At 33.0% G+C, this 14,470-nt stretch carries 12 protein-coding genes; 9 read left to right on the top strand and 3 right to left on the bottom strand.

Going from position 1 to position 14,470, the window contains the following annotated elements:
- Positions 1-38 precede the first annotated feature (38 nt).
- From ftsZ (EMN46_RS14740) to EMN46_RS14730, 3 genes are all read left to right on the top strand, one after another.
- Positions 39-1,376, top strand: coding sequence for a cell division protein FtsZ (ftsZ, locus tag EMN46_RS14740; protein ID WP_154201583.1), 1,338 nt, complete (start codon positions 39-41; stop codon positions 1,374-1,376).
- Positions 1,377-1,537: 161 nt separating this feature from the next.
- Positions 1,538-2,812: a cell division protein FtsZ gene (gene ftsZ, locus EMN46_RS14735; protein WP_154201582.1), complete on the top strand. Its 1,275-nt coding sequence runs from the start codon at positions 1,538-1,540 to the stop codon at positions 2,810-2,812.
- A 57-nt stretch (positions 2,813-2,869) separates the two neighbouring features.
- Positions 2,870-3,319, top strand: a complete 450-nt coding sequence (locus EMN46_RS14730) for a GatB/YqeY domain-containing protein (RefSeq protein WP_154201581.1) — start codon at positions 2,870-2,872, stop codon at positions 3,317-3,319.
- A 77-nt stretch (positions 3,320-3,396) separates the two neighbouring features.
- Here the strand turns inward: EMN46_RS14730 and miaB are convergent, their stop codons facing one another.
- Positions 3,397-4,731, bottom strand: a complete 1,335-nt coding sequence (miaB, locus tag EMN46_RS14725; protein ID WP_154201580.1) for a tRNA (N6-isopentenyl adenosine(37)-C2)-methylthiotransferase MiaB — start codon at positions 4,729-4,731, stop codon at positions 3,397-3,399.
- 301 nt (positions 4,732-5,032) lie between these two features.
- Between miaB and EMN46_RS14720 the strand changes: the two genes are divergently transcribed.
- Entirely contained in the window at positions 5,033-5,860 is an 828-nt protein-coding gene (locus tag EMN46_RS14720) for a 1-acyl-sn-glycerol-3-phosphate acyltransferase (RefSeq protein WP_154201579.1), read from the top strand.
- Positions 5,861-6,005: 145 nt separating this feature from the next.
- A complete protein-coding gene (locus tag EMN46_RS14715) occupies positions 6,006-6,986 on the top strand; it encodes a GNAT family N-acetyltransferase (protein ID WP_154201578.1) in 981 nt (326 codons plus the stop codon).
- A gap of 73 nt (positions 6,987-7,059) precedes the next feature.
- Here the strand turns inward: EMN46_RS14715 and EMN46_RS14710 are convergent, their stop codons facing one another.
- Positions 7,060-8,961, bottom strand: coding sequence for an amidophosphoribosyltransferase (locus EMN46_RS14710; RefSeq protein ID WP_154201577.1), 1,902 nt, complete (start codon positions 8,959-8,961; stop codon positions 7,060-7,062).
- A gap of 123 nt (positions 8,962-9,084) precedes the next feature.
- Entirely contained in the window at positions 9,085-9,651 is a 567-nt protein-coding gene (locus EMN46_RS14705; protein WP_154201576.1) for a hypothetical protein, read from the bottom strand.
- A gap of 750 nt (positions 9,652-10,401) precedes the next feature.
- Between EMN46_RS14705 and EMN46_RS14700 the strand changes: the two genes are divergently transcribed.
- The 4 genes from EMN46_RS14700 (at position 10,402) to EMN46_RS14685 (ending at position 14,432) form a co-directional block, all read left to right on the top strand.
- On the top strand, positions 10,402-11,904 hold the full coding sequence (locus tag EMN46_RS14700; protein WP_154201575.1) for a sensor histidine kinase KdpD: 1,503 nt from the start codon (positions 10,402-10,404) through the stop codon (positions 11,902-11,904).
- Between the two features lie 5 nt (positions 11,905-11,909).
- Positions 11,910-12,596: a response regulator transcription factor gene (locus EMN46_RS14695; protein WP_154201574.1), complete on the top strand. Its 687-nt coding sequence runs from the start codon at positions 11,910-11,912 to the stop codon at positions 12,594-12,596.
- A gap of 170 nt (positions 12,597-12,766) precedes the next feature.
- The gene (locus tag EMN46_RS14690; RefSeq protein WP_154201573.1) at positions 12,767-13,138 is read left to right on the top strand and encodes a BlaI/MecI/CopY family transcriptional regulator; all 372 of its coding nucleotides are present in this window, start codon (positions 12,767-12,769) and stop codon (positions 13,136-13,138) included.
- A 1-nt stretch (position 13,139) separates the two neighbouring features.
- Positions 13,140-14,432 carry a TonB family protein gene (locus EMN46_RS14685; RefSeq protein ID WP_154201572.1) on the top strand — a complete coding sequence of 431 codons (1,293 nt, stop codon included), beginning with the start codon at positions 13,140-13,142 and terminating at the stop codon, positions 14,430-14,432.
- Positions 14,433-14,470: the final 38 nt, after the last annotated feature.

The raw sequence follows: 14,470 nt of genomic DNA, 5'->3' as shown, positions 1-14,470 counted from the left end.
TCATCCTCTTGCTACTAAAACACGATAAACCTAAGATTATGACTGATGATATACTACCTGTTAATTTCGAAACTAAAGATGAATCAATAATTAAAGTTATTGGTGTTGGAGGCGGTGGAAGTAATGCTGTCAATCACATGTATAAAGAAGGAATCAAAGATGTTGGATTTATAATATGTAATACCGATTCTCAGGCATTAATAGACAGCCCTATTCCTTTAAAAATACAATTAGGTAAAAGCTTAACCGAAGGTCGAGGTGCAGGTAATAAGCCAGAAAAGGGTCGTCAATCTGCCATAGAAAGTATTGAAGAAGTAAGTAAAGTTCTTGGCGAAAAAACTAAGATGATTTTTATTACTGCTGGTATGGGCGGGGGAACTGGTACGGGTGCTGCACCTGTAATTGCTGAGCTTGCTAAGGAGAGAAGCATACTTACAGTTGGAATCGTAACAATACCTTTCCTATTTGAAGGAAAACATAGAGTTCAACAGGCATTAGAAGGTATAGAGAATTTAGAAAAACATGTAGATGCTTTATTGATCATCAACAATGAAAAATTAAGAAGCATGTTTGGCGATTTAAAGCTTTCCGAAGCTTTTGCTCAAGCCGATAATATTTTATCTATTGCAGCCAAATCCATTGCAGAAATTATCACTGTTCATGGTTATGTAAATGTCGATTTTGCCGATGTTGAAACAGTCATGTCTAATTCGGGTGTTGCAATTATGGGATCGGCGAGTTTAGCTGGTGAGGATAGAGCAATTAAAGCAATCAAGCAAGCTTTAAGTTCACCATTACTCAATAGCAACAATATTTATGGAGCAAGTAACATCTTACTAAATATCATTTCGGGTAGCAAGGAAGCTACCATGTTGGAAGTAACCGAAATCACAGAATATGTTCAGGCAATTGTTGGTAATGATGTTAATATTATTTGGGGTAATGGTTACTCCGAATCATGTAACGAAGAGTTAAGTGTTACAATTATTGCAACAGGATTCTCTGAAAATCCTATTCCAGAATTAAATATTCAGCCTAGACAACAAGAAGAAAATAATGACTCAAAATTTGAGTTGATTATTGAGAACCCTGAAATGTTGGAAGCCCAAGCTAATAATTCCAAAAAGAGGGCAGCTGCTACAAAAACAGATAATTCTGAGCAAACAAGAACATTTGAAGAGGAAGAGACAGAGGAAAAGGAAGTTCTTGTAGATGAAATAATTAATAAGAACGAAACGGAAGAATATGAGAATAAACCGAAAGATTCTCCTACTCCTCCTAAAAAAGAAGAAGAAAAAATAAATAGACACAGCTTATTGGGTAAAGTCAAAAACACTTTAGGAACTTTATTCGACAACAAAGACACAGCTATGTAAATGACAGTTTGGATATAATATATACCTAGACTTGAATTTCATGTAGAAAATCTTAATTAAGATAAGGACATCGTTAATTAAGCATTACTTTTGCAACGCAAAAAGTTAAATACATTAGAATACAATAACACACATCCGGTAAGGATAAATACGATAGATTAATGAGCGAGGAATTAATGAATTTTGGCTTGGTAAAAAAAGAATCTTCAATTATTAAAGTAATTGGAGTTGGTGGTGGTGGTGGCAATGCTGTTAACTACATGTATCAGCAAGGCATTAAAGACGTTGATTTTGTGATTTGTAATACAGATGCACAAGCATTAGCAAAAAGTGATGTGCCTAAAAAAATTCAACTGGGTGAATCTTTAACTGAAGGTCGTGGAGCAGGTAATAAACCTGAAAAAGGAGAACAATCAGCTATAGAAAACTTAGACGATGTTATTGAAATATTAGCTGACAATACCAAAATGGTATTTATAACAGCTGGTATGGGAGGAGGAACCGGAACGGGTGCTGCTCCAATAATAGCTAAGGCAGCAAAAGATATGAAAATCCTTACTGTAGGTATTGTTACAATCCCTTTCCCTTTTGAAGGAAATAAGCGTATCAGCCAAGCAGTAGAAGGAATTAGAAAACTTAAAGAAAGTGTTGACTCTTTACTTGTTATTGACAATGGTAAACTTTCTAAAATATATGGCGATCTTAAACTATCAACAGCCTTTTCTAAAGCTGATGATGTTTTAGCTACTGCAGCAAAAGGTATTGCCGAAATTATTACTTTACATGGTTATATAAATGTTGATTTCGAAGATGTTAAAACTGTAATGACCGATAGCGGTGTTGCGGTTATGGGATCAGCAAGTGCTGAAGGTGAAGGAAGAGCTGTAACAGCCATTCGTGAAGCTTTAACCTCTCCTCTTTTAGATAATAATGATGTACGAGGAGCTAACTCTATTCTTCTAAACATTACTTCTGGAACAGAAGAAATAACAATGGACGAAATCGGAGAAATTACCGACTACGTTTATGAAGCTGTAGGTGATAGTGGCAATATCATTTGGGGAACAGGTCAAGATGACGCTTTAGGTAATAATATTTCTGTAACCATTATTGCTACTGGTTTTGAGCATGACGAAGCCGAAAGTTATAAAGAGAGACATCAAAAAACGACTGTAAACAAAACAAGTGCCTTTAAAGGAGGTAAAGGTCCGGCTAAAACAACAGAAACTCAGAAATTACAATTGGAATTAGAAACTGCATCTATACCTGAACCTAAACTAGATGAAAAGCTAGATGCTAGGAACATGAACGAAGCAGAAATTCAAGAAAATGAAGAAATTCCAGCATATAAGCGTAAACAAATCGACTTACAAAGAACTGAGACGCCTAAAACAGCCAATGTGGTACATCTCAATTTAGACGATTTTGACAATTAATACAAACCTGTATAAATCAAATCTTCATACGTGATTTTTACAACAATATAATATATCATGACATTATTAGAACAGATAAACAGCGACATGAAGGCCGCAATGAAAGCTAAAGACAAGGCGAAATTACAGACTATTAGAGCCGTTAAAACAGCTTTCACTCTTGAAATGACAAAGACAGGTAGTACTGAGATTGCCGATGCTGATGCTTTAAAAATAGTACAGAAATTGGCTAAACAAAGAAAAGATTCTGCAGCTACATATATTGAAGGCGGACGTCAAGAATTAGCTGATGTTGAACTCGTAGAAATGGGATTTATTGAAGCTTACCTTCCTGCTCAAATTGGCGATGAAGAATTAACAGAAATCATCAAAGGTTTTATTGCGAAAACAGGTGCAAGCTCTATTAAAGATATGGGTAAGGTTATTGGTATGGCATCGAAAGAACTAGCTGGTCGTGCTGATGGAAAAACTATTGCAGATAAAGTAAAATCTTTATTGTTAGCTTAATATCGATATTCAAATACAAAAGAGGCTGTCAAATAATAATTGACAGCCTCTTGTTATATATTATAGATAGTATAAACTTAATCGATAAGTTCACCGATTAATGTCGCCGAGGTACAGTTAACAGCTTTTACATTCACTAAGTCTCCCACCTTCAAATTACTTTTAGGTAAAATAAAAACTTTATTTTGCGAGCTACGTCCATACATTTCTTGATCAGATTTCTTAGACAAACCTTCGATTAAGATTTCAAAAGTCTTTCCCATATCTCTTTGGTTACTTTCTAATGATAATTGTCTTTGTATAACAATCATCTCACTCAATCGTCTCGATTTTACATCTTCAGGAATATTATCCTTTAGGTGCTTGTATGCATAAGTTCCTGGTCGTTCTGAATATTTGAACATATACGAATAATCATATCCTGCCCACGTCATCAAATCTAATGTTTCTTGAAATTGCTCTTCAGTTTCGTCGTGAAAACCAACAAATATATCTGAAGTTAAGCCACAATTAGGAATATATTTTCGAATTGCTTCAACACGATCCATATACCATTCACGTGTATATTTTCGGCGCATATTCTTAAGAACTTCATTACTTCCTGACTGAACTGGTAAGTGAATAGACTTACATATATTGTCATTTGCAGCCATCACTTTAAGTGTATCATCACTCATGTCCTTTGGATGAGACGTTGAAAAACGAATACGCATATTGGGTTCCGCCTTAGCCACCATATCCAAAAGCTCTGGGAAAGTAATCTCCGAATCTGAATCTTTATAATGATATGAATTGACATTCTGTCCCAATAAAGTGACTTCCTTATAACCTTTAGAAGCCAAATCATGCACCTCACCCAATATACTTTCAAGTGTACGACTACGTTCTCTACCTCTAGTATAAGGTACAATACAATAAGTACAAAAGTTGTTACAACCACGCGTAATAGAAACAAAACCAGAGATGGCACTTGTATCAATACGTGTAGGACAAATATCTTTATAGGTTTCAGACAACGATAAATCAATATTAATCGCCTTTTCCCCTTTCTCTGCTTTCTTCACCAATAAAGGTAAATCCATATAAGCATCAGGTCCAACAATTATATCCACATTTTTTTCCTGCTCAAAAAGTTTTTCACCAAGACGCTCTGCCATGCAACCAATAACGCCAACTAAAAGCTTAGGATTTTTTTTCTTTAATGTGTTTAAGCCTTGTACTCTTCCTCGTACCCTTTGCTCAGCATTTTCACGAACAGAACATGTGTTTATCAAAATAACATCAGCCTCACTTCTTTCATCTGTTCTCTCAAAACCATCATGTTCCATAATGGCAGCTACCACTTCACTGTCGGCAACATTCATTTGGCAACCATAGGTCTCCATAAATAACTTCTTATTGCTTTTGCTCATTGCTTTACTATTAAGGCTTATTGAATTTTTATAAGGTGCAAAGATAAATCTTATTCGTTGAAAGACAATTAGAGTAAGATAAATTCTAGTCTTCTAAATAGTAAACACAGGCTTATAACTAATAAAAAGGCTTTCTTGTGTATTTTTCCACTTATTGCTCGTTTCTTTTTTAAAGAAGTCGATATAAAATTACGATATTTGGGCTGTAATTGACTTTAATGGCTTTCATTCAACACGTATTTACTGATTATTGAATCAGTAATAAGTCACAACAAAGCCTTATTTTAAGAATTATATTAAAATGCAAGACCAATCAGAATCAGAAGAATTTCAAAAGATAGATCTAAAACAGGTATTTGCCAGTAAAGGCAAACTAATGCCCGGTTTTATCATCTCTTACCTAAAACGTATTATTCACCAAGATGAATTAAATGATTTTCTTTCGAAAAACCACCAAAAGCATGGTTTTGAATTTTCTCAATCTATATTAGATGAATTATCGATAACCTATGATATTCAGGGACTAGAAAAACTTGATAAAAACAAGCGTTACTTACTAGTAGCCAACCATCCACTAGGTGGACCAGATGGTCTTATTTTAATCACCTTATTTGGGAAACACTTTAAAACAATCCGATTCCTCGTTAATGATATTCTAATGAACATCAAAAACATGGGCAAAGTATTTGTTCCTATTAATAAGCACGGAGGTCAAGCAAAAGAGGCTGCAATAATCATAGAATCAGCCTACAAATCCGATTCTACAATTTTAACCTTTCCTGCTGGATTAGTTTCTAGAAAACAAAAAGGTGAAATTAAAGATCTCGAGTGGAAGAAAAGCTTTATTGTAAAAGCAAAGAAACACCAACGCGATATAGTTCCAATACACATTAGTGGTAGAAACTCCAATTTCTTCTACAACCTAGCTAACTTTAGGAAACTTGTAGGCATTAAAACCAATCTTGAAATGTTGTATTTAGTAAATGAACTATTCAAGCAAAGAGGAAAAAACTTTAAAATTAACATTGGTGATCCAATTCCTTATGAAAGTATCGATCGTAGTTTAAATTACAACCAATGGGCCGAAAAAATAAAGAATCAATGTTACGATCTTGCTGATAAAAAATAAAATTAATAAGAAATATTATACTTCCATAATTTTTATAATTTCCTTATTTTCACTTACCTTGTATTGCTAAAAAAACACTACAAACGAGTTTCCTTATTCTAAATTTAAAAGTTAGAAAATTGTCGCCAATAAAAAAATAGACCAAATGAAAGATATTATCCCACGAGTAGACAGAGAACTCCTTGAAAAAGAACTTACCGAAGATAGATTTGTAAGAAAAACCAATAAAGGTTCGAACGAAATTTATTGTTTCACTCATCACGACTCACCTAATTTAATGCTAGAGGTAGGACGTTTACGTGAAATTACATTCAGAAAAGCCGGTGGTGGGACTGGTAAGGAAACTGATATTGACCATTATGATTTAGACGAAAAACCATACCATCAACTTATTGTTTGGGATCCAGGAGCCAAAGAAATTCTTGGAGGATATCGTTATATTATCTGTAAAGATGCTCATACCGACAAACAGGGAAATTTACTTTTGGCAACATCAAGATTATTTGATTTTTCTGACAAATTTAAGTCTCAATACATACCTAAAATGATTGAACTAGGTCGTTCATTTGTTCAGCCAGAATATCAGTCAATTTTAAAAGGACGAAAAAGCCTTTATGCTCTAGATAACCTTTGGGATGGACTTGGAGCCTTAATTGTTGAATATCCTGAGATCAAATATTTCTTCGGAAAAGTAACGATGTATCCTCATTTTAATACTGAAGCGCGTAATCATATTCTTTACTTTATGCATAGAATGTTTAGTGACCCAGAAAAGCTAGCTTGGCCATTAAATCCTCTTAAAACAGATACCGATACAGCTGCTATGGATGCAACTTATAATGGTGTCGATTTTAAAGAAAACTATAAAATATTATCAAGAATTGTACGTGAGCATGGAGCAAACATTCCTCCACTTATTAATGCTTACATGGGTTTATCACCATCTATGAAAAGTTTTGGTACAGCTGTAAACACTCACTTTGGAGATGTTGAAGAAACAGGTATCATGATTACAATCGAAGACGTATACGAGAATAAAGTTGAGCGTCACATCTCTTCATATCTAAATTTCTTAAAAATACGTTTACCTAGAACAAAATTTCACTTGTTCAAGAAAAGACATTAATCAATTCAACTCATTATAAACAAAAAAAGTCATCCTAACGGATGACTTTTTTTATTCTATTTAATCTCAATGTTTAATAAGATCGCTTTGAATTTCCTTCAACATAGTTGATGAATGATTTATTCACAACCTTGTTTCCTCCTGGAGTTGGATAATCACCAGTAAAATACCAGTCACCATTATTTTCAGGACAAGCAAGATGTAGATTTTCTACAGTTTGGAATACAATTTTCACCTCAGCATGCATATCTTCCGGTGTTAATTGTTCCGAAATTTTATCAGAAATCTCTTCTGGAGTAAATGGTTTATAAATTTCAGTTACATAATTCACCACTTCTTCCTTAGGTAAATTCTCCTGAGCTTTACACTTCTGGTAAACATCATCAATTACAGCCTCCATATTTCTGTCCTTAAGCAAAGAAATAGCTGCATTAAAAGCACAAAAATCACCCATTCTAGTCATATCAATACCATAACAATCGGGATAACGAATTTGAGGTGCCGAAGACACAACCACAATTTTCTTAGGATGAAGTCTATCTAAAATTCTAAGAATACTTTTCTTAAGTGTTGTTCCACGTACAATTGAATCATCGATTATAACAAGGTTATCAACATCATTTTTAACAATACCATAAGTTACATCATATACATGGCCAACCAAATCATCACGACCTTCGTCTCCCGATATAAATGTTCTTAACTTAACATCCTTAACTGCAATTTTTTCAACACGAGGTTCAACAGAAATAATCTCTTGTAACTTTTCTTCAGTCCACTCACCATTCAGCTCATGGATCTTACGTTTTTTATCTTTTTGGAGATGGCTTCTTACACCTTCCATCATACCATAAAATGCAGTTTCTGCTGTGTTAGGAATAAATGAAAAAACAGAATTTTTAATATCATTATCGATACTATCAAGAATAACTGGTGTTAATAACTGACCTAGTTTTTTTCTCTCTAAATAGATATCCTTATCAGATCCTCTAGAAAAATAAATTCTCTCAAACGAACATGATCTTCTTTTCTCTGCTACACGAACAGGCACTTCCGAAACATCACCATTCTTAGTAATAATAACACCATTACCTGGTCCTATTTCCTTAATCTCACAAGCTCTAACATTCAAAGCTGTTTGAATAACTGGACGCTCAGATGCAACAACTACAATTTCATCATCTTGATAATAGTAAGCTGGGCGTATTCCCCATGGATCACGTATTACAAAAGAATCGCCATGACCAAACATACCCGCAATGGCATATCCGCCATCCCAATCACGAGAGGCATTTGATAAAACTTTTTGAACATCAAGGTTATTTTCAATCAAAGGCGAAATTTCCTGAGAAGTATAACCTTCGTTTTTATATTGTCTGAATTTAAGTTGGTTTTCTTCATCAAGATAATGACCAACTTTTTCAAGAATTGTTACTGTGTCTGTATAATCGGAAGGACTTTGACCTAAAGAAACCAATAGATTAAACAACTCATCAACATTAGTCAAATTAAAGTTGCCTGCTAATACAAGGTTACGAGATCGCCAATTATTTTCACGCTTTACAGGATGAACAAAATCGATACTATTACGACCAAATGTGCCATAACGCAGGTGACCCAAATAAACTTCACCAGCAAAAGGAACATTTTCCTTTGCCCACTTAGCATCTTCAAATTTTTCTGGGTTAGCTTCTTTTTTTGTTAATAGATCACCATAAATGTTATCGAAAACATCTTTAATAGGCTGATTACTATTTGAGCGATGACGATGAATATATTTCGTTCCTGGCCTTTGATCGATTTTTATACTTGCGGCTCCTGCTCCTTCTTGCCCTCTATTATGCTGCTTCTCCATCAAAAGACAAAGCTTTTGAATTCCATATTGCCAAGTTCCATACTTTTTTTGGTAATACTCAAGAGGTTTACGCAAACGAACTAACGCAATTCCGCACTCGTGTTTAAGTTGATCACTCATTTTAATTTATTATAATGGTTATTTAGTACTCTTTTTTTATAATTTATATATGGACAAATTACAAATTCATTTGCAATTTATTCTATAAAAAAAACCACTTAGAATCATCTAAGTAGTTCAATATTATTCCATTTCCTCAATCTCAATTTTTTCTTGTACTTCAAGATCAACCAAATCTATTTGATCTCTCCTTATATAACTATTAGGATATATTTTCAAACATTTCTTATACAAATAAACAGCTTCGAAATTATTCCTAAAATTCCCAATAAGTACCCGAAAATCAGGCGCATGGTATTTTAGATACACTCTATCGTTGGGAAATCGCTCTTCAAGATCATTTTTTATAATAACAGCTTTTTCTCTATCTCTACCACCACCAGAAAAAACTTGAATCCTATATCCTTGAAATCCTGGCAAATATGAATTTTCAGCTCTATCAATTTTGAGCAATTCATCAATTCTATAGTCCTGGATAATTTTTACCGAACCTTCACCTAAACTATCCTTTCTTAGTCTATCGATAAATTCTACATCACCTTTATAAAATTCCATCTTTTTCACGCGAATAGAATCTTGAACACTCGGCTCTAGCGAATTTACTATTGGTTCTGTTTCATACTCTTGCGCATAAAGTGATGAAAGGCAAAAAGCAAATACAATGGTGAATAAAGAAAAAATATACTTCATATAATATGTGTTTTCCAAAACTAATTACTTTTCAATTCTATAAAAAGGGCACTCAATTTCAACTGATTACCAAGCTCTTTTTATATGCCTAGAATAATCACCAAAAATAATCAAAAATATCAAGCTTCAAATATATTTTAACGATTGATAAGATTTCTCTTTCTTATTATCAAAAAGAACATACCAAAAGATCGCTTATAACACAGACTATAAACATGTTGTATCGAAAAATAGAAAAGAAAATAATAAATACCAGAACACCAACAACTAGCATTATTTAAGAAAGAACACCGAAGAATGAAAAAAGAGATGAACTAGGCGAGCTAAATCTATAGCAGAGCGAGACTAATTTTTAAAAGAAAAGGATGGTAACCACAACCATCCTCTCTACTAACTATTAACCAAAATTAGAAGACCAATCACAAGTATCAATCTTCCTGCGCAAAAATAATACCTATAAATTAAATTCAACATTATAATGATGAAAAATAAGAAAACATGTTATACAACATATTACAATCAAATGAAAATTGCAACACAACACATCCCATTATAATAAATTAGACACAATAGAGTTAATCATTCGATTCTAAAATTGATAAGCAAAAAACGACACTATTCTCATTTACAAATGCTAAATATTAACATCCATTATAATTTTCCCTATCAATCTAATTTAAAAGCTTTATTGCTCCGTTAAAGATTGTTAAGCATGAACATGCGCATAAGTATTTTTCTATATTTGTACTCATGAGCAAAAAATATATTTGGTTAGTAACAATCATCTTAGCAATTTCCTTATGTGGATTGATTTTAATTCAAATCAAGTACTATCAATCTACTGCAAAAATTAAGGAAGATCAGCTTATTCTTACAATAAGCAAAGCTCTCGATCAAGTGGTCGATAAGATGGAATCTGACGATGAAGCAAAAAGCATTTTAGAAGGTAACGGAAGTAGCCAATCAAATAAAAAAATTAGTGGTCTTAGATATACTATTGACTTTCCACCTAATCCTTCTCAGCATCAAACTGCTTCAGTAAGTTACTATGAGGATAATAAAATTGTAGATACTAAGGAAACCGAACTCAATACAAAATCATTTAGCGATTTACTTAAAAGAGCTCAAGATCCTCGATTGGGATTTTCAAATAATAGGATTGGAAACTATCAGACCCAAACCTCATTCATAGCTGCAAGTATGGCTCGTCAATCGATGCCTCTTAAACAGCGAATAAATCTAAATACAATACACAAACTAATTAAAGAGAAATTAACTAACAACGGGATTAAATTAGATTTCGAATATGCGATAAAATCAGATAATAAATTTGTAAAAAAATCAGACGACTATTTTAAATACGATAAGCAAGAAAAGTTTTCAAAGCTTTTATTCCCAAACGATTCATTCAGGAAGTCGCATTATATGTATATCTATTTTCCAGAGATGCATAAGTACATTATTAAATCATATACAATGTTAGTTCCTTCATTGGTTTTATCATTATTATTAATTTTGTGTTGTGCTTTCACTATTTTTATCATATTTAGACAGAAACGTTTATCAAAAATTAAAAACGACTTTATCAATAATATGACACATGAGTTTAAGACGCCCATTTCTACTATTTCTCTTGCTTCACAAATGCTTAGAGATACTTCGGTAGCAACTACTCCCGAGAGTATGAACCAAATGGCTAAAATCATTAATGATGAGAGTCGTCGCTTAAGTTATCAAGTTGAAAAAGTGCTGCAAATGGCTATCTTTAACGAGGGGCGTTTAAAATTAAAACTGAAAGCAGTTAATCTTCATCAGATAATTGAGAATCTAATGCCTAACTTTGCTATTAAGGTTGAAGATAAAAAAGGAAACACTTATCAACATCTAGATGCCAAAGAGGATCTAGTTATGTTGGATGAAGTTCATATAGGTAATCTTATCTCAAACTTAATGGATAACGCCATTAAGTATAGTAAAGATGCACCTGAAATAAGTATTAGTACAAGAAATAAAGATAAAGGAATTGTAATGACGATTACCGACAACGGTATTGGCATATCAAAAGAAGATCAAAAAATGATTTTTGAGCGATTCTTCAGAGTACACACAGGAAATGTTCACAACGTAAAAGGTTTTGGCTTAGGATTATCCTATGTGAAAAGAATTGTCGATGCCCACGGAGGTCATGTAAGTGTTAACAGTAGCCTTGGAAAGGGTACTAAATTTGAAGTATACCTACCATTTAAAAAATAGACATTATGGAAAAAGAAATTAAAGTCTTATTGGCTGAAGATGACGCAAATCTCGGCCTATTGCTTAAAGAATATTTAATTGCTAAGGGCTACAATACAACCTTATGCGAAGATGGAGATAAGGCATACGATGCATTTTTAAAAAATCCATTTGATATTGGTATTTTCGATGTCATGATGCCTCATCGTGATGGATTTACTTTAGCAAAAGACATTCGTTTAATTAACTCTGGAATTCCTATCATTTTTCTAACTGCAAAATCGATGAAAGATGATGTATTGGAAGGTTTTAAACTAGGAGCAGACGATTATATGACTAAGCCTTTCAGTATGGAAGAGCTACTCGTTCGTATAGAAGCTGTACTAAGAAGAGCTGGTGGGAAAAAGGAAAATAAACAAGATGAATTCAAACTTGGACGTTTCCTTTTCGATTCAAAAAAACAATTGCTTCACGATGGTGACAAAGCTATTAAACTAACCACAAAAGAATCTGAGCTACTTAAATTACTTTGTATTAATATGAATGAAGTACTTGAACGTAATTTAGCTCTTAAAACCATTTGGCTAGACGATAATTACTTTAATGCTAGGAGTATGGATGTCTATATCACTAAACTTCGAAAACATCTTAAACCAGACACTAATATCGAAATTATTAATGTTCATGGTAAAGGTTATAAGCTGATTATGTAATTTCAAAAAAAATAATTCCATAAGACATCCCCAAAACAAAAGCTTTGGGGATTTTTTATGCAAACACCCTACTACAAAAGTAGTAGAAAAGTTTGTTACTAACATTTATACTACTACATTTGTAGTAGACAATGAGTTTAAAATCGATAATTACAATAAAGAGCATATATATGAAACAAATGACTAAAGCAGAAGAACAGGTAATGCAAATATTGTGGGATTTGAATGAGAGTAATGTAAGAAACATTGTCGATAAATTTGATTTACCTAAACCTGCTTACACGACTGTTGCTACGGTTTTAAAAGTGTTAGAAAAGAAAGGTTTCGTAACAAATATCCCACAAGGTAAAACGCATTTGTTTGTTCCAAAAATTACTAAAGAAGAATACTCTGGTCAACAAATGGGTAGTTTATTGCAAAACTATTTTAATGGTTCGTTCTCAAAAATGGCATCTTTTTTTGCCAAAGAGAATAACTTAAGCATCTCAGATTTAGAAGAAATGATTGAGATAACTAAGAAAGAAATTAATAAAGACAAGTAATATGAACGATCTATATATTTACCTAATTAAATCGTCAATTGTATTAACCATATTTTATGGCATTTATCATTTCTTTTTACAAGATGAAAAGTTTTATAAAGGCATTAGAATCTACTTAGCTTCATCAATTATATTGGCCTTTGTTTTACCTCTCATTAAAATGAATTTTGCCATTTCTGAAGCAGCAAACAGCTCTAACATTGTTGTACTTCTAAATGCAATAAATCTAAATGCTGATAAAACTAATACGAATGAAGCACTAACACATATTACTTCAACTCAATTATTAGCAGGGCTATATACATCAGTATGCATTATACTAGTTTTAAGATCGATAATAAGAATACGAAAAACTCAAAATATTATTAATAAATACCCAATAGATCAGTTTGAAGGGCAAAAGTTAGTTAAGGTTGATGATGAAACTCCAAACTTCTCATTTTTTGGAAAAATTGCAATTAATACCACAGAACATAACGCTGAATCATTTAGGAATATTATAGCACACGAAAAAATACATGTAGAACAAAAGCATTGGATCGATCTGCTTTTGGTAGAGTTAACAACAATATTATTGTGGTTTAACCCTTTTGCATGGCTTTTTGAGCGTGCCATAAAACAAACGCATGAATTATTGGCTGACGAAGGAGTTATTGCGCAAGGCTGCAACATCGGACAATATCAAGCGAGTATTTTAAACCAAATAATGGGTACTGAGATAATGGGCTTAGCCAATAATTTCAACTACTCTATTACTAAAAAACGACTAATAATGATGACTAAAACCAATACATCGAAAAACAGAATATTTAGACTTCTGTTTATAATACCAGCAATTGCCATTGCTCTAACATTAAACCTACAGTGTACTGAAAAAAGTGATGGTATATTAGGAGAAGAAGAACAAACCGTAATACGAGATGCTGACGGCAATGTTATAGCAGAATCTATATACACAGAAGTAGATGATAAACTTGAAGAAATTTTTGTTGTCTGTGATGATATGCCTGAATTTCCTGGTGGAGACTTAGCACTTCAATCTTGGATTTCTGAAAATATAAAATACCCTGATATAGCTGTAGAAAGTTCAATTCAAGGTAGAGTTTATATAGGATTTGTAGTTAATAAAACGGGGCATGTTGAACAAGCTAAAGTTTTGAGAGGAGTAGCACCTTCATTAGATGCGGAAGCCCTTCGTGTTGTAAGCTCTATGCCAACTTGGAAACCTGGAAAACAAAGAGATGAAGCTGTAAGTGTACAATACACTGTACCTATCAACTTTGCGCTACAATAAATAAGATTTAAACTACATCATAAAAAAGCTCTCAGAAT

This window comes from Ancylomarina sp. 16SWW S1-10-2 (assembly GCF_009669305.1).
Lineage (GTDB): Bacteria > Bacteroidota > Bacteroidia > Bacteroidales > Marinifilaceae > Ancylomarina.
This window is presented reverse-complemented; position numbering and strand designations above follow the sequence as displayed.